Source organism: Roseateles sp. GW823-FHT07B05 (assembly GCF_058794515.1).
In genome coordinates this window covers 153,924-172,172 of the sequence record NZ_JBXAGX010000007.1, presented here as the reverse complement: position 1 = coordinate 172,172, position 18,249 = coordinate 153,924, and the positions used below count along the sequence as shown (strand labels likewise).

Here is an 18,249-nt window from a genome sequence, read left to right as displayed (position 1 = left end):
AGCGCGGGCCATGCCGCTCCCGCACGACGACGCCCTGCCCGAAGGCTTCCGCCTCCTCCCCGGCCTGCTGACGCCCGAGCGGCGCCAGGCGCTGATTGCCGAACTGGTCGCGCTGCCGCCCGGTGCGGCCGGACAGCGCGAGCTGCTGACGCAGCCCTGGTGCCAGGCGCTGGCGCGGTGGCTGAAGGCGCTGCCGACGCTGCTGCCCCTCCTGCCGGCCGGCGGCGTGGCCGTGCAGTGCACGCTGTTCGAGAAGTCGCCCGACCGCAACTGGCTGGTGGCGCCGCACCAGGACTTGGCCGTGCCGGTGGCCGAGCGCGTCGAGCACGTCGGGCTGAGCGGCTTGTCCGTCAAGGGCGGGCGCCAGTTCGTGCTGGCACCGGCCGCGGTGCTGGCGCAGATGGTGGCGCTTCGGCTGCATCTGGACGACGCGACCGAAGCCGATGGCGGGCTGCGCTTCGTGCCGGGTTCGCACCGGGCGGGCGTGCTGGACGACGCGGGTGTCCGGGCCTCGCGCGAGCGGCACGGCGAGGTGGCCGTCGATGCGCGCGCCGGTGACGCGCTGCTGATGCGGCCGCTGGTGCTGCACGCGTCGTCCAAGGCGACCGCGCCGACCGGGCGGCGGCGCGTGCTGCACCTGCTGTTCGGGCCGCGCGAGCTGCCGCTGGGGCTGCGCTGGCATCAGGCCGTCTGACGCGTCACAGCGTCGTGCTGCGCTTCCTCGCCATCGGCGGGTTTTTCGCAAAGTACTTCGCGATGCCGGACGCCAGCGCGTCGACCAGCTGGTCCTGGTAGTCGGGGTCGCGCAGTTTCTTCTCCTCCTCGGGGTTGGAGATGAAGGCCGTCTCGACCAGGATGCTGGGGATGTCCGGCGCCTTCAGCACCGCGAAGCCGGCCTGTTCCACGCGCGGCTTGTGCAGCTTGCCGATGCGCCCGATCTGGCCCAGCACCTCGCCGCCGAGCTTGAGGCTGTCCTTGATCTGCGCCGTGGTGCTCATGTCCAGCAGGGCGCGCAGCACGTTGGCGTCCTTGGTGGCCGCGCCGACGTTGACGCCGCCCACCATGTCGGCCGCGTTCTCCTTGTTGGCCATCCAGCGCGCGGCCGCGCTCGTGGCGGCACCGTCCGACAGGACGAACACCGACGCGCCACGCGCCTGCGGCGTGATGAAGGCATCGGCGTGGATGGAGACGAACAGGTCGGCCTGCACGCGCCGGGCCTTGCGCACCCGGTCCTGCAGCGGCACGAAGAAGTCGGCGTCGCGCGTCATCAGCACGCGGATGTTGGGATTGCTCTGGAGCCGCTCGCGCAACTTCAGCCCCACGGACAGCACGACGTCCTTCTCCTTCAGGCCGGACGGGCCGACGGCGCCGGGGTCCTCGCCGCCATGGCCGGGGTCCAGCGCGATGACGATGAGGCTGTCCACCGTGGCGGCGGCGGGAGGCTTGGGCTCGGGTATCGGCGCCGGGGCGGGCTTGGACGCCGCGGCGACGACCGGTGGCGGCGGCGCCTTGGGCGGCGGTGGTGCCGGGCGCTCGATCTTCTGGATCAGCTCCTCCAGCGCGTCGTTGACGGCGCTGGCCGCGGCCTCGGCCCGGTGCGCGGCGGCGGGCGGCTTGTCGTGCGCCTGCACCAGCGCGGCCAGCGGGTCGGCCTCCACGGTGGGGTGCAGGTCCAGCACCAGCCGGTGCTTGTAGGCGGCTACCGGCGCCAGCGTGAACACCTGCGGCGCGGCGGGCTGCTTCAGGTCCAGCACGATGCGCACGACGGTGGGCGTGTTCTGGCCTACGCGCACGCCGGCGATGTAGGGGTCGTCGGCCTTGACCTTGCCGATCAGCTCGCGCAGCCCCGGGCTCAGCGTCAGGCCGTCCACATCGATGACGAGGCGGTGCGGCGCCTCGACGAGGAAGTGCTTGGCGGCCAGCGGGCGGTCGGACTCGATGGTGACCCGCGTGTAGTCGGCCGCCGGCCACACGCGCACGGCGACGATGCTGGCCTGGCTGTCTGCCGCCAGCGTGTGCGGCGCCTGCAGCAGCAGCGCGAGGAAACCCAGCGAATCGCGGCGTTTCACGACAAGGCCTCCACCAGCCGGCGCGCACCCACCGCGCGCACGCGTCGGCTGTCGTCGGGCAGCAGCTCGATGAACAGCTGCAGGTCGGGCGGCGGCAACTGGCCGGCGGCCTTCTCGGGCCACTCGCAGACCTTCAGGCCCGGCGCGGCGAAGACGTCCCGGAAGCCGGCGTCCTCCCACTCGCGCGGGTCGCCGAAGCGGTAGAAGTCGAAGTGGCTGGCCACGCCACCGCCGGGCAGCTCATAGCTCTCCATGACGGCGTAGCTGGGGCTCTTGATGCGGCCCTGCACACCCAGCGCGCGCAGCAGCAGCCGCGTGAACGTCGTCTTGCCGGCGCCCAGCGGCCCGTGCAGTTCGATGAGCGCATTGGGGGAGGGGAGCAGCGCCGCCGCGAGTTTCTCGGCGGAGGACTGGGCCGCAGCCTCATCAGGCCAGGGCAGTTCGGTTTCTAGAATCGCAGCCAAATGCAAGAGGTCCCGTCCACTGTCGATGCCGCCGCGCTGCTGGAGCGTTTGCGCGGCTGGGCGCGTGAGCTGGGATTCTCACAGATCGCCGTGGCCGATGTGGACCTCAGCAGCGCCGAGCCGGGCCTGCAGGCCTGGCTGGACGCGGGCCACCATGGCCGCATGCACTACATGGCCGCGCACGGCATGAAGCGCGCGCGGCCGGCGGAGCTGGTGCCGGGCACGCTGCGCGTCGTCACCGCGCGCATGGACTACCTGCCGCGAAGCACCGAGCCCGGCTGGCAGGCCGTCGAATGGGCGGGCCTGGGGCGGCCGGAGCAGGCGCAGATTTCCCTCTACGCCCGTGGCCGGGACTATCACAAGGTGCTGCGCAACCGGCTGCAGAAGCTGGCCGAGAAGCTGGAGGCGGACGTCGGCCCGCTGGGCTACCGCGTGTTCACCGACTCGGCCCCCGTGCTGGAGGTGGAGCTGGCCGCGCGCTCGGGCCTGGGCTGGCGCGGCAAGCACACGTTGACGCTGCACCGCGACGCCGGCTCGATGTTCTTCCTCGGCGAGCTGTTCATCGACCTGGCGCTGCCGCTGACCGACGCCGTCACGGCGCACTGCGGCGAGTGCCGCGCCTGCCTGGACGTCTGCCCCACGGCGGCCATCACCGCGCCGTATCGCGTCGATGCGCGGCGCTGCATTTCCTACCTCACCATCGAGCACGACGGACCCATCCCGGTCGAACTGCGGCCGGCACTGGGCAACCGCGTCTACGGCTGCGACGACTGCCAGCTGGCCTGCCCGTGGAACAAGTTCGCGCAGCCGGCCGTGCTGGCCGACTTCGACGCGCGCCCGGGCCTGGCGGGCACGTCGATTGCCGAGCTGCTGGCGTGGGACGAGGCCGAGTTCCTGCGCCGCACCGAGGGCTCGGCCATCCGCCGCATCGGCTTCCAGCGCTGGCGCCGCAACCTGGCCGTGGCCGCCGGCAACGCGCTGCGCCAGTGCGACGACGCCGCGCTGCGCGCCGCCTTGCTGCGCGCAGGGCAGGGCGCCGATGCGCTGGTGGCCGAGCACCTTGGCTGGGCCTTGTCCGCCCCGGCGGCGTCCGCCGCGTTATCTTCCGCACCGCCTACCGTTGGAGCCCCTGCATGAGTTTGTCGATCCGCCGCTGTGCCGCTGTTCTCGCCCTGGCCGTGGCTGCGTCCTCACCCGCGCTGGCCGTTCGCTTTGAAGGCCAGGACTTCGCCGACACCCTGCAGCTGGGTGGCAGCACGCTGCACCTGAACGGCGTCGGCGCCAAGGTGTTCGTCATGCGCTACTCGGCCTATCTCGCCGCGCTGTACCTGCCGCAGAAGGCCACGACGCCGGAGGCGATCTTTGCGCAGAGCGGGCCGAAGCGCGTGGAGCTGCGCATCGTCATCCCGCTGGTGAAGGACGTGTCCACGCAGGAGTTCGTGAAGGCCATCAACAAGGGCGTCAACCGCAACTCCACCGATGCCGAGAAGGCCGCGGTGGACGAGCGCGTGAAGCAGTTCAATGCCGCGATCTCGGAGGTGGGCCGCGTGAAGAAGGGCGACCTGCTGGTCATCGACTACCTGCCCGCGCAGGGCGGCACGGTGCTGACCGTGAACGGCAAGGTGTGGGGCAAGCCCATCGAGGGGCAGGATTTCTACAACGCCTTCCTGAAGGTCTTCATCGGCGACCACAACAGCGATGCGAAGTTGCGCGCCGGCCTGCTGGGCCAGCCGGGCTAGCATCGCGCCACCCCAACCCGAGGAGACACCATGCAACGCCGCGCCATCCTGCAAGCCACCGCACTCACCGGCCTGGGGCCGCTGGCCCAACTGGCCTGGGCCCAGGGCTACCCGGCCAAGCCGGTCCGGCTCATCGTGCCGTTCGCGCCGGGCGGCACGACGGACATCATTGCGCGCATCGTCTCCGAGCGCATGTCCACGCTGCTGGGCCAGACCATGGTGGTGGACAACAAGGCCGGCGGCGGCGGCACGGTGGGCGCCACCGAGATCGTGCGCGCGGCGCCCGACGGTTACACGCTGGGCGTGGCCACGGTGTCCACGACGGCCGCCAACCCGGCCATCAACAAGAAGATCGCCTACAACCCGCTGACCGATTTCACGCCCATCATCAACATCGCGGCAACGCCCAACGTCATCGCGGTGCACCCCAGCTTCCCGGCCAAGGACTACAAGTCCTTCATCGCCGAGCTCAAGAAAAACCCCGGCAAGCACAGCTTCGCGACGTCCGGCACCGGCGGCATCGGCCACCTGCAGATGGAGCTGTACAAGACGCTGACCGGCACCTTCGTGTTGCACATCCCGTACCGCGGCGCCGGCCCGGCGCTGAACGACACGGTGGCGGGCCAGGTGCCCATGATCTTCGACAACCTGCCGTCGGCGCTGCCCTTCATCAAGGACGGCCGGCTGATTCCCATCATCGTCGCCGCGCCGCAGCGCGTGGCCTCGCTGCCCAACGTGCCGACGTTCAAGGAAGTCGGCCTGGACGCCGTCAACCGCATGGCCTATTACGGCATCCACGGCCCCAAGGGGCTGCCCAAGGACGTCGTCGACAAGATCAGCGCCGCCGTCAAGAAGGCGGTCGAGATCCCGGACGTGCGAAAGCGCATCGAGGACACCGGCTCGCTGATCGTGGCGAACTCGCCGGCCGAGTTCGCGGCGCAGATCGCGGCGGAGTTCGAGGTCTACAAGAAAGTTGTCGCGCAGCAGAAGTTGACGCTTGATTGATCCGGCCATCGAGTCCTTCATCGAGGCGCTCTGGCTGGAAGACGGCCTGAGCGCCAACACGCAGGCGGCGTACCGGCGCGACCTCGCGGCGCTGGCTCAATGGCTGGCGCCCGCGCCGCTGGACGCGTGCTCCGAAGTCCAGCTGTTCGCGTACGCGGTCGAGAGGCCAGCCGGCAAGACGACCAGCGCGAACCGCCGGCTGTCGGTGTTCAAGCGCTACTTCCGCTGGGCGCTGCGCGAAGGGCGCATCCAGGCGGACCCGACGCTCAAGCTCGTTGCCGCCAAGCCCGCGCAGCGCAACATCAAGACCATGAGCGAGGCGCAGGTCGGCGCGCTGCTGGCGGCGCCGGACATCGACACGCCGCTGGGCCTGCGCGACCGCGCGATGATGGAGCTGATGTACGCCAGCGGCCTGCGCGTCAGCGAGCTGGTCACGCTCAAGAGCGCCTACGTGTCGTTCAAGGACGCGGTGCTGCACATCACCGGCAAGGGCAGCAAGGCGCGCCTCGTGCCGTTCGGCGAGCATGCGGCGGACTGGATGGCGCGCTATGTGCGCGAGGCCCGTGCGGCCATCCTCGCCGGCCGCAGCAGCGATGACCTGTTCGTCACCGCGCGCGGCGCCGGCATGACGCGGCAAATGTTCTGGACGTTGATCAAGCGATATGCGCTCGTCGCCGGCATCACGGTGCCGCTGTCGCCGCACACGCTGCGGCACGCTTTTGCGACGCACCTGCTCAACCATGGTGCGGACCTGCGTGCCGTGCAGCTGCTTCTGGGGCATGCCGACCTGTCGACGACGCAGATCTACACCCATGTGGCGCGCGAGCGCCTCAAGGTGTTGCACGCCATGCACCACCCCCGGGGCTGAGCCGGCCGCGTACCACGCGGGCTTCGAAAGTTTCATTGGTTTCAATCCTGTCGGTGGGCCACAACAGCGCCCGCCGCAGCAGGCCGGCCGCGAGCAAACTCCGCCGCCACCAACAACTTCACGGAGTTCCTCATGCACGCTACCCGCCTGCTGCCGACCGCTCTTGCCGCCCTCAGCCTGTTCGGCACCACCGCTGCCCTGGCCCAGGAGGCCGCCAGCAGCCTGGAGCGCGTCACCGTCGTCGGCTCGCGCAAGACGCTGCCCGCCGCGTCCAGCACCGACACGCTGGTGCCCGTGGACATCTACGCGATGGGCAAGATCGTCGAAGGGGGCGGCCAGTTCGACCTGGCGCAGAGCCTGCAATACCTGTCGCCGTCGTTCAACTCGACGCGCCAGACCGGCGCGGACGGCGCCGACCTGATCGACTCCGCCGCGCTGCGCGGCCTGGGGTCGGACCAGACGCTGGTGCTCGTCAACGGCAAGCGCCGTCACACGGTGGCCCTGGTCAACCTGTTCGGCGCGCGCAACCGCGGCTCGACGGGCACGGACATGAACTCGCTGCCGCTGCTGGCCATCGACAACGTGCAGGTGCTGCGCGACGGCGCCGCGGCGCAGTACGGCTCCGACGCCATCGCCGGCGTGCTGAACATCCAGCTGAAGAAGAAGGCCGGCTGCGAGGCCGTGGCGGGCTTCGGCCAGTACTCGGCCGGTGACGGCAAGAACTACCTCGCGTCGGCCTACTGCGGCGTGAAGCTGGGCAACGGCACGCTGGGCATCACCGGCGAGTGGCAGGACCGCGGCCGCTCCAACCGCAACGATCCCAACGACGAGAACGTGGGCCCGCGCACCATCGGCGACACGGCCGTCAAGAACAAGACCATCTACCTGAACGGCGAGTTCCCGCTGGCCGGCGACAACAAGGTCTACCTGACGGCCGGCGCGCAGGACCGTGACGCGTCATCGGGCGCTTGGTCGCGCGGCGGCGTGGGCTCCAGCGACGTGCCCAAGCGCAACTCCGCGGCGATGTACCCCGACGGCTTCGTGCCCTTCATCAACGGCAAGATCGAGGACCGCTACTTCAGTGTCGGCTGGAAGTCGAGCTTCGCCGGCTGGGACACCGACCTGTCGCAGACCTACGGCTCCAACAAGATGCGCTACAACATCAGCAACACGCTGAACGCATCCATCGCCAACAAGGACCTGCTGGCCGGCGGCAAGGGCATCAGCCCGACGAGCTTCGACGCCGGCGGCTTCGGTTTCAGCCAGGCGACGACCAACTTCGACGTCAGCCGCTACTTCCCCGATCTGCTGGGCGGCAGCAACATCGCCTTCGGCGCCGAGTACCGCAAGGAGAAGTACGACATCGTCGCCGGTGAGCCGGGCTCCTACGTCGATGCCGACGGCCTGAACTTCGGCGGCGTCGGCGGCAGCCAGGGCTTCCCGGGTTTCCAGCCGATCGACGTGACCAACCGCAGCCGCAGCAGCCAGGCGCTTTATGCGGACTGGGAAGCCAACTTCACGCCCAGCCTGACGGTTGACGCGGCCCTGCGCGCCGAGCATTACAGCGACTTCGGCTCCGAGACCACCGCCAAGCTTGCTGCCAGCTACAAGCTCGGCAAGGCCGTGTTGCTGCGTGGCGCGGCCAGCACGGGTTTCCGCGCGCCCAGCTTGCAGCAGCTCTACTTCTCGTCCACCTTCACCGACTTCATCAGCGGCGAGCCGGTGCAGGTGAAGCTGGCCCCCAACGGCAGCGCCATCCCGCTGGCCGCGGGCGTGCCGCCGCTGAAGCAGGAGAAGTCCAAGAACCTCACGCTCGGCCTCACCGTCAAGCCGAGCACCGACACCTCGGTCACCGTCGACCTCTACCAGATCAACATCCGCGACCGCATCGTGCTGTCGGGCCGCTTCACGGCTGACAACTACCCGCCGCTGGCGTCGCTGCTGAACAGCCTGGGCGTCGAGCAGACGGCCTTCTTCGTCAACTCCATCAACACGCGCACCCGTGGCCTGGACTTGACCGCGTCCAACCGCACGAAGCTGGGTGCGGGTCAACTCAGCACCTTCCTGGCGCTGAACGTCAGCCGCACGACGGTGACCGGCCGCAATGCGCCGGCGGCGCTGCAGGGCTACGAGGACGTGCTGCTGTCCGCGCGCGAGCGCCTGTTCATCGAGGAGGCCGGCCCGCGCATGAAGGGCACGCTGGGCTTCGAGTATGCGCAGGGCGCCTGGACGGGCGAGGCCAAGATCGTCCATTTCGGCAAGCAGACCCAGGGCGGCTTCACCGAGGGCGTGCTGCTGAAGTACAAGCCCAAGACCTCGATGGACCTGGGCGCGTCGTGGCAGGCCACGCCGGCGCTCAAGCTCAGCATCGGCGGCAACAACGTGTTCAACGTGAAGCCGTCGAAGCAGGACCCGTTCGAGACCGACAACGGCTTCTACTACGACAGCGTGCAGTTCGGCCTGAACGGGGCGTCTTACTACGCGCGGGCGCATTACCGCTTCTGACACCCTCGCGGACAATCCGGGCGGATGGACCACAGTTTTCTCTCCGCCCTGATCCTGCTGCTGCTGGTGCTGGACCCGCTCGGCAGCCTGCCCGTCTTCATCCCCATCATGCGGTCGGTGCCCAAGGAGCGCCGCACGCGCGTGGCGCTGCGTGAGGTGGGCATCGCGTTCTGCGTGCTGTTCGCCTTCATGTTCCTCGGTGAAGGCTTCCTGCGCGTCATGCACCTGTCGGAGCGCTCGCTGGAGGTGGCCGGCGGCGTCATCCTGATGATCATCGCGATCCGCATGATCTTCGGCGGCTCCGGCGAGTCGGCCTACGGGCTGGAACCGGGCAAGGAGCCGCTGATCTTCCCGCTGGCCGTGCCGCTGCTGGCCGGGCCGTCGGCCATGGCCACGGTGCTGCTGCTGGCGTCGCGCCAGCCGGACCGCATCTATGAATGGATAGGCGCGCTCAGCGCAGCGCTGCTGGTGTCGGGCATCGTGCTCGTGCTGGCCGACCGCATCCGCAAGCTGCTGGGCGACTCGGTCGTGTCGGCGCTGGAGAAGCTGATGGGCCTGGTGCTGACGGCCATCGCCGTCGAGATGGTGCTGGCCGGCCTGAAGCGCTACTTCGTCGGCGGGCTCTGAGCCGCGTCGTCGGGGCCGGGGATGACGGCCGTGGCCCACGGTGAGCGCAGCCGCCAGCCCAGCGATTCGTACAGCTGGCGCCCTTCGGGCGTGGCCACCAGCACGCCTGCATGGCGGCCCTGCGCGTGGGCGCGGGCCTGCAGCGCGGCCATGACCGCGCGGCCCAGCCCGCGGCGCTGGTGGGTCGGCGCCGTGATGATGCGGTCGTAGGTGGCCCAGCCTTCGCCCAGTGCCACGAAGCCGGCCGCGGCCGGGCTGCCGTCCGGCGCGTGCACCTGCACGTTCACGACGGCGCCATCGTCCGTCACCGCCAGCGCGTAGCCCGGCGGCAGCGGCGCAGCGGCAGGGAAGGGATCGGCGCCGCAGGTCATCAGGAAGCCATCGGCCTCCATTCGCCAGTGCGGCGGCAACAGCGCGCGCAAGGCGTCGGCCGGTGCGCAGGCCTTCAGGAAGACCCAGGGCTCGTCGATGCTGCGGCCGAGTTCGGCGAGTGCCGGCGACAGCTCCGGGAACAGATAGCGCCGCGTGTGCCGCGGCTGCCGGACGTCGATGCGCAGGCCGTCCGCATGCGGCACGGGGGCGGGCGTCTGCCGATTCAGGGCCCAGCCCTGCGCCCAGGCCTGCAGCGGCCCGGGCAGCCCGGCCTGCGCGGGCGACGTCACTTGTTCTTCTTGGCTTCCTTGCCCTTCGGGATCACCGATGTCATCGGCGCCACCGGGCGGTCGCTGCCGGCAGACTTGCCCGGAGCGGTGTCCTTCTTGGGCTTCTTGGTCATCTTGTTGCCGCGTTGTTCGGTGTTGGCCATACGTCCTCCGTGCAGGGTGAGAAAAAGAAGAAGGCAGGACTATGCCTCAGCGTCGTACTTCAACCGGGCCGGGCTCGCGGCCCATTGCGCTGCGGTGATGTCGTAGCGCTTGCAGTCCATGTCATACCAGCGGCCCACGCCGGTGAGCGTCATGCCCAGCCGCTCCATGACGATGGCCGAGGGCGTGTTCTCCGGCTGGCAGACGGCGCAGACGCGCTCTGGCCGCAGCGTGGCGAACGCCCAGCCCACCATGTGGCGCGCCGCTTCGCTGGCAAAGCCCTGGCCCCAGGCGTCCTGGCGCAGCCGCCAGCCGGTCTCCAGCGGCTCGGCCGGGTTGCGGGCCAGGTGCTGGATGCAGCCGCTGCCGATCAGTTGGCCGGTGTCCTGGCGGATGAAGGCCCACCACGAATAGCCGAACTCGGCCCAGCGCGCCTTCACGCGCTCGATCATCAGCCGCGTGTCGTCCGGCGTGTCCGGCCGGCCGGTGATGTAGCGCATGACGACGGGGTCGCGGTTGAGGTCGTGCAGCCCGTCGAAGTGGTGGTCGTCCAGCGGCTCCAGCCGCAGCCTGGGTGTGATCAGCAAGCTCATGCGGCCATTCTGGAACCGGTCGCTCTCACGATTCGAAAGTCACCTTTCAGATGATGAAAAGTCAGCATGTTGCGCTGCCGCAAGATTTCTCATTATGGTGAATCGCATTTTGTGATTTGAAAAATGAAAGATAAGTTGTTGTTTTGTTTGATGAAAGTTTTTTGTCTTATATAAGACTCGGGTCTATGCGGCGGGTCGGCCGAGGACTACGCTAGAGCCATCGGTTTTGATGTTTTGCAAGGAGCTTTCCATGACCCGCCTGACCCGTGAACAACAGATCGCCGCCCTCGAAAAAGACTGGGCCGAGAACCCCCGCTGGAAGGGCATCACCCGCGGCTACACCGCCGCCGACGTCGTGCGCCTGCGCGGCTCCGTCGAGATCGAGCACACGCTGGCCAAGCGCGGCGCCGAGAAGCTGTGGGGCCTCGTCAACACCGAGCCCTTCGTCAACGCGCTGGGCGCGCTGACCGGCAACCAGGCCATGCAGCAGGTCAAGGCCGGCCTGAAGGCCATCTACCTGTCGGGCTGGCAGGTCGCCGGCGACGCCAACAGCAACGGCGAGATGTACCCCGACCAGTCGCTGTACTCGGTGGACTCGGTGCCCAAGGTCGTCAAGAAGATCAACGCCACGTTCAAGCGTGCCGACGAGATCCAGTGGAGCGAAGGCAAGGACGACATCGACTTCTTCGCCCCCATCGTGGCCGATGCGGAAGCCGGTTTCGGCGGCGTGCTGAACGCCTTCGAGCTGATGAAGTCCATGATCGAGGCTGGCGCCTCGGGCGTGCACTTCGAAGACCAGTTGGCCAGCGCCAAGAAGTGCGGCCACATGGGCGGCAAGGTGCTGGTGCCGACGCGGGAAGCCGTCGCCAAGCTCGTCGCGGCCCGCCTGGCGGCTGACACCATGGGCGTGCCCACGCTGCTGGTGGCCCGCACCGACGCCGAAGCCGGCGACCTCGTCACCGCCGACATCGACGACAACGACAAGCCCTTCTGCACCGGCGAGCGCACCGTCGAAGGCTTCTACCGCACCCGCAACGGCCTGGACCAGGCCATCAGCCGCGGCCTGGCCTACGCGCCCTATGCCGACCTGATCTGGTGCGAGACCGGCAAGCCCGACCTGGCCTTCGCCAAGGCCTTCGCCGACGCCATCCACGCCAAGTTCCCCGGCAAGCTGCTGGCCTACAACTGCTCGCCGTCGTTCAACTGGAAGAAGAACCTCGACGACGCCACCATCGCCAAGTTCCAGCGCGAGCTGGGTGCGCTGGGCTACAAGTTCCAGTTCATCACGCTGGCCGGCTTCCACAGCCTGAACTACTCGATGTTCGAACTGGCCCACGGCTACGCCCGCCACCAGATGAGCGCCTTCGTCGAACTGCAGGAGAAGGAATTCGCCGCGGCCGAGAAGGGCTTCACCGCCGTCAAGCACCAGCGCGAGGTCGGTACCGGCTATTTCGACGCCGTCACCACCACCATCGAAGCCCAGGCCTCCACCGCGGCTCTGAAGGGCTCGACCGAAGACGAACAGTTCTTCGACGCCAAGCACGGTTGAGTACACCGAGACCGTTGATCAGATCAGGGAAAGTCAACTCCCCGACGTTGGGCCCGCTTCGGCGGGCCTTTTTTTGTCCGTTGGGCGTTGTGACGCGGTTGACCAAAGTTATTTGAGATCAACGGTTTACCTGACTCATGGGCCATCGTCCGGCCAGAATTCGCTCACCGAGCCCTACCTACCTAGAACCGTGCTGAGGAGCGGCCTAACCCGTCGGTAGGACTCCCTCCGTCGAACACGAACTAGAGAACGTGGCCAAAGACAGCTTGGAGACGGTCCTCGTTCAAGCCATCAGAGCCCCGCCACCAACATGCCGGGTACGCCATGTCGACGTAGTGCTTGTCAGGCAATACGCGCTGATGGACAGGCACGAACCGCTCCCAGAAGCCGGGGTGTTCGGATGTGCCGAGGACGCCACACAGGCCCAGGATTGCGACCAACTGGCCGCGCTCGCCCTTGTTGGCCTTTAGCGTGGCGGGGAAGTGCTTGTGAAGTTGCGCGCTTGTTACCGACGGGGGCACTGAAGTCAGGACTGCAATCAAGTCGCGGAAGATGTTGACGTCTTCGGCGGTCGGTGCGGGCGGGGGCATCTCGGAGAACAGCGTCAGGTCGAGCGCTGCGTAAATGACGTCCGCGTGCCGCACGCCTCCCCACTTCAGCCTCTCGAAGTTCAGCACGTTCAAGTCATGTTCCTTGACGTGTTCGTCGTCATCTAGGCCACACACTCGGCAGTGCCGTTCCCCTGGCGTGGCGGCATGCGTAGGCATCCACCGGCTCGTGGCATAGCTGCCGAGTGCCGAGCGCCACTCAACTCTTCGCGTGGAAAGGCTGGCCAGGAAACCGTCTGCGACCTGACGTAGGTCCACCCGACCGTGTGCCCCTTGGAGGTGAGCTACCGCTTCGCCATGCGTGGGCCTGATAGGGTCGAACATGACACGCTGAGACTTGGCATAGGCGAAGTCCTCGGCGCTCAGCCGCGGCTCTCCACGGGCCCAACCGGAGGCTGACCAGTGGACGTCGAAGAGAATTTTGAGCGCTCGTTTGTCCATGAGTTCATGCGTTGAATCAGGCGTGTAGCCACATTCTCAAGCGCTGGCGTCCCGGGTTTCTGGACGCCAGCCTCCTCTCATGGACTGTTTGGGTCGTCAGCGACATAACACCCGGTCCGTTGCCGGTGGTGTTTCACCCCCGCGCCCCTGCCTGATGAAACCGCAGGCCGAGCGCCGGGCTGCCCCAAGCCGTCCCCTCGGGGGCTGAGGCCGGACACGGCAAGTCCTGCTGGCTTGCCGTGTCTGTCGAAGGGCAGCCGCTCCGTCGGCTGCGCGGTCTGCAAGACCGGCGGGGCGGCCCGCGTTCAGCGGGGCACGACCAGACGAGGGGTTCCCATGTCAGCGGCGCGCGACCTGGAAGGTCCCGACCGCGCCGTTCAGCGTCTGGGCCTGCTCGCGCAGGCTCTCGGCCGCGGCGGTGGACTCTTCCACCAGTGCCGCGTTCTGCTGCGTGACCTGGTCCAGTTGCGCGATGGCGATGTTGACCTGCGCGATGCCGTCGGACTGCTCGGCCGTGGCGGTCGTGATCTCGCCCATGATGTCCTTCACGCGCTGAACGGCGCCCACCAGCTCGTCCATCGTCTTGCCGGCCTCGGCCACCAGCCGTGAGCCCGCTTCCACGCGCTCCACGCTGCTGCCGATCAGGCTCTTGATCTCCTTGGCGGCGTCGGCCGAGCGGCCGGCCAGCGAGCGTACCTCGCCGGCGACGACCGCGAAGCCGCGGCCCTGCTCGCCGGCGCGCGCGGCTTCCACCGCCGCATTCAGCGCCAGGATGTTGGTCTGGAACGCGATGCCGTCGATGACGCCGATGATGTCGGCGATCTTGCGCGAGCTGCCGTTGATCTCGTCCATCGTGTGCACCACCTGGGCCACCACCTCGCCGCCGCGCTGCGCCACGCTGGCGGCCGATTGCGCCAGCTGATTGGCCTGGCCGGCCGACGCGGCGGACTGCTGCACAGTGCCCGTCAGCTCCTCCATCGCGCTGGCGGTTTCCTCCAGGCTGGATGCGGCCTTCTCGGTGCGCGCGCTCAGGTCCTGGTTGCCGCTGGCGATCTCGGACGACGCATTGCCGATGGACTCGGCCGTGTCGCGGATGCCGGCGATGGTGGCCGACAGCGACTCGCGCATGCGGCGCAGCGTCATCTGCAGCTGGCCGATCTCGTCGGTGCCGGCCTGCATGCCCTTGCCCGAGCGCGTCAGGTCGCCGTTGGCGACGCGCTCGGCCAGTTCGTTGGCGGCGGCCAGCGGCACCGTGATGCTGCGCGTGATGCTCCACGCCGCCGCGATGCCCAGCGCCAGCATGGCCAGGCCGAAGCCGATCAGCAGCACGCGGCTGTTGCCGTTGGCGTCGTTGATGCCGGCCGCGGTGTCGTCGATGCTCTTGCGCTGGTGGTCCAGGAACTCTTCCATGCGCTGCAGGTAGATCTTGGAGCCGGGCACGAACACCTCGGTCAGCAGCTTGTCGGCGCCCTCGGCGTCGCCGTCCTTCTTCAGCTGGGTGATCTTGTCGCGCGATGCCAGGTAGACCTTGCGTGCCTCGCCGACGGCGTCGAACAGCTTCTGCTCGTCGGGCGAGCGCACCAGCCCCTTGAGCTTCTCCTGCATCTCGCCGGAGGCCTTGGTGGACTGCGCCGCCTCTTCCCTGAACAGCTCCACCAGCGACGGGTCGGCGCTCTTGGCGATGGCCATCGTGCGGCGCACGCCGGCGTTGATGTTGCGGCTCCAGTCCGAAATGAGCCGCTCCTTGGCGAGCGGCTCGGCCATCATCTGCTGCGTGGCCGCGGCCGTGGACGCCAGCCGCCACGAGGCCACCGCGATGACGCAGGCGGCCAGCGCCAGCACCAGTGCAAAGCCCGCCGCCAACCGTTGGCCGATGGATAGCTTGATCATGAAGTCTGCCCTTTGTTCTCTTGTCATGACGCCCCCTCGTCTACGACGCGGGGCAACAGGCGATGCTAGAGCCGTCGAAGGCCGGGTGTCAGCTTCAAACCGGGACTTCGGTCACGCAGATTCCGATGCAAACGATGCCGATGGGCGCCTGCCCGCCTGGCGGTCAGCGCGACGCGGCCAGCAGCGCACGGTAGTCGTCCGGGCTGGCGAGGCGCGGGTTGGTCTTGTGGCAGTGGTCGGGCAGTGCGCGTTCGATGATGGCGTCGTCCAGCTCGGGCGTCACGCCCATCGCGGCCAGGCCGGCGGGCAGGCCCAGGCGGGCGTTCAGTGCGGTGATGGCGTCGGCCACCGCGTCGGCGTCGCGGCCGGGCAGGGCCATGGCCTGTGCGAGCCGCGCGATGCGGTCGTCGCGCCGCACGCTGTCGGCCGCGGCGTTGAAGCGGATCACGGCGGGCAGGAACACGGCGTTCAGCGTGCCGTGGTGCAGCCGCGGGTTGAGGCCGCCCAGCGCATGGCTCAGCGAGTGCACCGCGCCGAGACCCTTCTGGAAGGCCAGCGCGCCGTGCACGCTGGCGCACATCATGTCCAGCCGCGCGTCGCGGTCCTGGCCGTCGCGCGTGGCGCGCTCGATGCTTTGCCAGCCCCGGCGCAGGCCTTCCAGTGCGATGCCATCGGCCGGCGGGTTGAAGGCCGGGGCGAGGAAGGTCTCGATGCAGTGGGCGATGGCGTCCATGCCGGTCGCCGCCGTCAGGTGCGGCGGCAGCGCCAGCGTCAGCTCGGGGTCGCAGATCGCGGCCTTGGGGAGCAGCTCCCAGTTGTGGAAGCCCAGCTTGCGGCCGTCGTCGACGATGAGGATGGCGCCACGCGCCACCTCGCTGCCGGTGCCGGCCGTCGTCGGCACGGCGATGACGGGCAGCACTTTGGACGTGATGTTGACGGCGCCGCCCTCGATGGTCGCCCAGCGCTTGAGCGGCCCCTCGTGCGTGGCGGCGATGGCCACGCCCTTGGCCAGGTCGATGCTGGAGCCGCCGCCGATGGCGATGAGCCCGTCGCAGCCCGCCTCGCGCAGTTGCTCCACGGCCAGCCGCACCGCGGCCTCGGTGGGGTTGGGCGGCGTGCGGTCGAACACCGTGGGCGGCTCGGCGAACGCGGCCAGCGCCTTGTCCAGCACGCCCGCCGCGCGCACGCCGGCATCGGTGACCACCAGCGGCCGGCGCATGCCGACGCGTTCGCATTCGGCGGGCAGCAGCCGGCTGGCGCCGAACTCGAGTTCGATGCGGGTCACGTACAGCATCTGGGCCATGGCGCACTCTCCGGGGTGTCTTCGTTCATCCTAGCCCCGGCTGTCTAGACTCGACGTCATGCGCGCGACTCCGCTCCCCGCCCTGCTGCTGACCCTGGCCCTGGCCGCCTGCGGCGGTGGGGGAGGGGGCGCGCCGCCGGCCACCATGCCGCCTGTCGACGACCGCCCCGGCCTGACCGACACGACGGTCTATTCCTCGGCGCGCGACGCATCGCTGCCCGGCGCCGTGGAGGCAGCCGCGGTCAGCACGCAGACGGTCACCGCCAACGGCCAGACGCTGAGCTACACCGCCACCGCCGGCCACCTCATCGCGCGCGACGCGGCCGGTGCGGCGCAGGCGTCGGTGTTCTACGTCGCCTACACGCGGCCTGGCGCCGACGCGGCCACGCGGCCGGTGACCTTCTTCTACAACGGCGGCCCGGGCTCCGCGTCGGTGTGGCTGCAGCTGGGCAGCTTCGGGCCGAAGCGCCTGGTGACCGGCGTGCCGGACACGGCGCTGGCCCGGCCGTTCACGATGGTGGACAACGCCGAGCACCTGCTGGGCGAGAGCGACCTCGTCTTCATCAACGCCGTCGGCACCGGCTATTCGCAGGCCATCGCGCCGTTCACGAACCGCAGCTTCTGGGGTGTGGATGCCGACGCGGCGCTGTTCCGCGACTTCATCCTGCGCTACCTCGCCGCGAACAACCGCGCCGGGTCGCCCAAGTACCTGTTCGGCGAGAGCTATGGCGGCCCGCGCACGGCCGTGCTGGCGCGGCGGCTGCAGGAGGCGGGCGTCATGCTGGACGGGCTGGTGCTGCAGTCCCCGGCCATGGACTACAACAGCAACTGCGGCATCACCACCGGCCAGGGCTGCGCCGGCTACCTGCCGAGCTTCGCCGCCGTCGGCGTGTTCCACCGCCTGACGCAGCCCGTGCCCACCGACGTGAACGCCTGGACCACGCAGGCTCGCACCTATGCCGACACGGTCTATGGCCCCGCGCTGCAGGCCTGGCTGGCCGACCGCCTGCCCACGCCGGCGCTGTGGCAGCCGCTGGCCGACCTGACCGGCCTGCCGGCCGGCCGTTGGCAGACGGCGCTCAACGTGTCGGCCGACAGCTACCGCCAATGGCTCATCGCCGGCCAGCTGCTGGGGCGCTACGACGGCCGCATGAAGGCCGCGGTGGGCAGCGTGCTGGCGGCCGAGGGCGACCCGTCCAGCACCTGGATCGGCGACAGCTTCGCGCAGGGCATTGCCACCCACCTGCGCGACCAGCTCGGCTATCGCAACGCGTCCACCTACGTCGTGCTCAGCAACGCCATCAACGACTGGGACTTCAGCCACGCCGGCCGCCCGCTGCCCGACACGGTGCCCGACCTCGCCGCCGCGCTGGCGCAGAACCCGCGGCTGCGCGTGCTGGCCGTCAGCGGCTATCACGACCTGGCCACACCGTTCCACCTGACCGAGACCGACCTGGCCCGCGTGGACGCCCGCCGCGTGACGATCCGCAACTACGCCGGCGGCCACATGAGCTACCTGGACGACGCGACGCGCATCGCGCAACTGGCCGACATGAAGGCCTTCTACGCCAACACGCTGGCGCTGCGCGCGACGGCCGACCTCGGGCCCGAGCGGCGTGCGCTGGCGGCCCGGCCCGTGGTGGCCGTGGACCGTGCCGGCACGCCGCAGGCGCCGGGCAGCGTCGTGCCGGTGGAGGAGGCCGTGTTCCAGGCGCCGCTGCGCGACCCGTGGGTGCCGCCGAGAATGCGCGCTCCATGAAGCCACCCACCCAGCTCCTGACGCCG

The 18,249-nt window shown here is 69.2% G+C and carries 17 protein-coding genes; 9 read left to right on the top strand and 8 right to left on the bottom strand.

Annotated features, from left to right (window positions below; translation table 11 throughout):
- Positions 1-10 precede the first annotated feature (10 nt).
- Positions 11-694 carry a phytanoyl-CoA dioxygenase family protein gene (locus AC1Q7O_RS16660; RefSeq protein ID WP_492658691.1) on the top strand — a complete coding sequence of 228 codons (684 nt, stop codon included), beginning with the start codon at positions 11-13 and terminating at the stop codon, positions 692-694.
- A 4-nt stretch (positions 695-698) separates the two neighbouring features.
- On the opposite strand, the gene AC1Q7O_RS16655 is transcribed toward AC1Q7O_RS16660, so the two are convergent.
- Both AC1Q7O_RS16655 and tsaE read right to left on the bottom strand, forming a co-directional pair.
- Positions 699-2,069, bottom strand: coding sequence for an N-acetylmuramoyl-L-alanine amidase (locus tag AC1Q7O_RS16655; RefSeq protein WP_492658692.1), 1,371 nt, complete (start codon positions 2,067-2,069; stop codon positions 699-701).
- Positions 2,066-2,539 carry a tRNA (adenosine(37)-N6)-threonylcarbamoyltransferase complex ATPase subunit type 1 TsaE gene (tsaE, locus tag AC1Q7O_RS16650; protein ID WP_492658693.1) on the bottom strand — a complete coding sequence of 158 codons (474 nt, stop codon included), beginning with the start codon at positions 2,537-2,539 and terminating at the stop codon, positions 2,066-2,068. The genes AC1Q7O_RS16655 and tsaE overlap by 4 nt, the downstream gene beginning before the upstream one ends.
- On the opposite strand from tsaE, the gene queG reads away from it, so the two are divergent.
- The 6 genes from queG to AC1Q7O_RS16620 all read left to right on the top strand — a co-directional run bounded on the left by queG (position 2,534) and on the right by AC1Q7O_RS16620 (position 9,277).
- The gene (gene queG / locus AC1Q7O_RS16645) at positions 2,534-3,670 is read left to right on the top strand and encodes a tRNA epoxyqueuosine(34) reductase QueG (protein WP_492658694.1); all 1,137 of its coding nucleotides are present in this window, start codon (positions 2,534-2,536) and stop codon (positions 3,668-3,670) included. The two genes, tsaE and queG, sit on opposite strands and share 6 nt — an antisense overlap.
- Positions 3,667-4,272: a chalcone isomerase family protein gene (locus AC1Q7O_RS16640; RefSeq protein ID WP_492658695.1), complete on the top strand. Its 606-nt coding sequence runs from the start codon at positions 3,667-3,669 to the stop codon at positions 4,270-4,272. The genes queG and AC1Q7O_RS16640 overlap by 4 nt, the downstream gene beginning before the upstream one ends.
- A gap of 30 nt (positions 4,273-4,302) precedes the next feature.
- Complete coding sequence (locus AC1Q7O_RS16635) at positions 4,303-5,277, top strand: tripartite tricarboxylate transporter substrate binding protein BugE (protein ID WP_492658696.1); 975 nt, start codon at positions 4,303-4,305, stop codon at positions 5,275-5,277.
- Positions 5,270-6,145: a site-specific tyrosine recombinase XerD gene (gene xerD / locus AC1Q7O_RS16630; protein WP_492658697.1), complete on the top strand. Its 876-nt coding sequence runs from the start codon at positions 5,270-5,272 to the stop codon at positions 6,143-6,145. Before AC1Q7O_RS16635 ends, xerD begins: the two co-directional genes overlap by 8 nt.
- A 132-nt stretch (positions 6,146-6,277) precedes the next feature.
- On the top strand, positions 6,278-8,650 hold the full coding sequence (locus AC1Q7O_RS16625; RefSeq protein WP_492658698.1) for a TonB-dependent receptor plug domain-containing protein: 2,373 nt from the start codon (positions 6,278-6,280) through the stop codon (positions 8,648-8,650).
- A gap of 24 nt (positions 8,651-8,674) precedes the next feature.
- The gene (locus tag AC1Q7O_RS16620) at positions 8,675-9,277 is read left to right on the top strand and encodes a MarC family protein (protein ID WP_394509707.1); all 603 of its coding nucleotides are present in this window, start codon (positions 8,675-8,677) and stop codon (positions 9,275-9,277) included.
- Here AC1Q7O_RS16620 and AC1Q7O_RS16615 read toward each other — a convergent pair.
- From AC1Q7O_RS16615 to AC1Q7O_RS16605, 3 genes are read right to left on the bottom strand one after another with little or no spacing between them, the layout of a single operon-like run.
- Positions 9,256-9,939, bottom strand: coding sequence for a GNAT family N-acetyltransferase (locus AC1Q7O_RS16615; RefSeq protein ID WP_492658699.1), 684 nt, complete (start codon positions 9,937-9,939; stop codon positions 9,256-9,258). The genes AC1Q7O_RS16620 and AC1Q7O_RS16615 overlap by 22 nt on opposite strands.
- Positions 9,936-10,082, bottom strand: coding sequence for a hypothetical protein (locus tag AC1Q7O_RS16610; protein ID WP_492658700.1), 147 nt, complete (start codon positions 10,080-10,082; stop codon positions 9,936-9,938). Before AC1Q7O_RS16610 ends, AC1Q7O_RS16615 begins: the two co-directional genes overlap by 4 nt.
- 39 nt (positions 10,083-10,121) lie before the next feature.
- Entirely contained in the window at positions 10,122-10,673 is a 552-nt protein-coding gene (locus tag AC1Q7O_RS16605) for a GNAT family N-acetyltransferase (RefSeq protein WP_492658701.1), read from the bottom strand.
- A gap of 250 nt (positions 10,674-10,923) precedes the next feature.
- Here AC1Q7O_RS16605 and aceA point away from each other — a divergent pair, with 250 nt between their 5' ends.
- A complete protein-coding gene (gene aceA / locus AC1Q7O_RS16600; protein WP_492658702.1) occupies positions 10,924-12,222 on the top strand; it encodes an isocitrate lyase in 1,299 nt (432 codons plus the stop codon).
- A 242-nt stretch (positions 12,223-12,464) separates the two neighbouring features.
- On the opposite strand, the gene AC1Q7O_RS16595 is transcribed toward aceA, so the two are convergent.
- The 3 genes from AC1Q7O_RS16595 to gbd all read right to left on the bottom strand — a co-directional run bounded on the left by AC1Q7O_RS16595 (position 12,465) and on the right by gbd (position 16,464).
- On the bottom strand, positions 12,465-12,905 hold the full coding sequence (locus AC1Q7O_RS16595) for a hypothetical protein (RefSeq protein WP_492658703.1): 441 nt from the start codon (positions 12,903-12,905) through the stop codon (positions 12,465-12,467).
- Positions 12,906-13,610: 705 nt separating this feature from the next.
- Entirely contained in the window at positions 13,611-15,161 is a 1,551-nt protein-coding gene (locus AC1Q7O_RS16590) for a methyl-accepting chemotaxis protein (RefSeq protein WP_492658704.1), read from the bottom strand.
- 163 nt (positions 15,162-15,324) lie between these two features.
- A complete protein-coding gene (gene gbd / locus AC1Q7O_RS16585; RefSeq protein ID WP_492658705.1) occupies positions 15,325-16,464 on the bottom strand; it encodes a 4-hydroxybutyrate dehydrogenase in 1,140 nt (379 codons plus the stop codon).
- 58 nt (positions 16,465-16,522) lie between these two features.
- On the opposite strand from gbd, the gene AC1Q7O_RS16580 reads away from it, so the two are divergent.
- Positions 16,523-18,223: a S10 family peptidase gene (locus AC1Q7O_RS16580; RefSeq protein ID WP_492658706.1), complete on the top strand. Its 1,701-nt coding sequence runs from the start codon at positions 16,523-16,525 to the stop codon at positions 18,221-18,223.
- Positions 18,224-18,249: the final 26 nt, after the last annotated feature.

Excerpts from the sequence above, each read along its gene's own strand:
- AC1Q7O_RS16660 (WP_492658691.1), top strand. The coding sequence starts at position 11 with ATGCCGCTCCCGCACGACGACGCCCTGCCCGAAGGCTTCCGCCTCCTC.
- queG (WP_492658694.1), top strand. The coding sequence starts at position 2,534 with ATGCAAGAGGTCCCGTCCACTGTCGATGCCGCCGCGCTGCTGGAGCGT.
- AC1Q7O_RS16640 (WP_492658695.1), top strand. The coding sequence starts at position 3,667 with ATGAGTTTGTCGATCCGCCGCTGTGCCGCTGTTCTCGCCCTGGCCGTG.
- AC1Q7O_RS16635 (WP_492658696.1), top strand. The coding sequence starts at position 4,303 with ATGCAACGCCGCGCCATCCTGCAAGCCACCGCACTCACCGGCCTGGGG.
- AC1Q7O_RS16625 (WP_492658698.1), top strand. The coding sequence starts at position 6,278 with ATGCACGCTACCCGCCTGCTGCCGACCGCTCTTGCCGCCCTCAGCCTG.
- AC1Q7O_RS16620 (WP_394509707.1), top strand. The coding sequence starts at position 8,675 with ATGGACCACAGTTTTCTCTCCGCCCTGATCCTGCTGCTGCTGGTGCTG.
- AC1Q7O_RS16610 (WP_492658700.1), bottom strand. The coding sequence starts at position 10,082 with ATGGCCAACACCGAACAACGCGGCAACAAGATGACCAAGAAGCCCAAG.
- AC1Q7O_RS16605 (WP_492658701.1), bottom strand. The coding sequence starts at position 10,673 with ATGAGCTTGCTGATCACACCCAGGCTGCGGCTGGAGCCGCTGGACGAC.
- aceA (WP_492658702.1), top strand. The coding sequence starts at position 10,924 with ATGACCCGCCTGACCCGTGAACAACAGATCGCCGCCCTCGAAAAAGAC.
- AC1Q7O_RS16590 (WP_492658704.1), bottom strand. The coding sequence starts at position 15,161 with ATGATCAAGCTATCCATCGGCCAACGGTTGGCGGCGGGCTTTGCACTG.
- gbd (WP_492658705.1), bottom strand. The coding sequence starts at position 16,464 with ATGGCCCAGATGCTGTACGTGACCCGCATCGAACTCGAGTTCGGCGCC.
- AC1Q7O_RS16580 (WP_492658706.1), top strand. The coding sequence starts at position 16,523 with ATGCGCGCGACTCCGCTCCCCGCCCTGCTGCTGACCCTGGCCCTGGCC.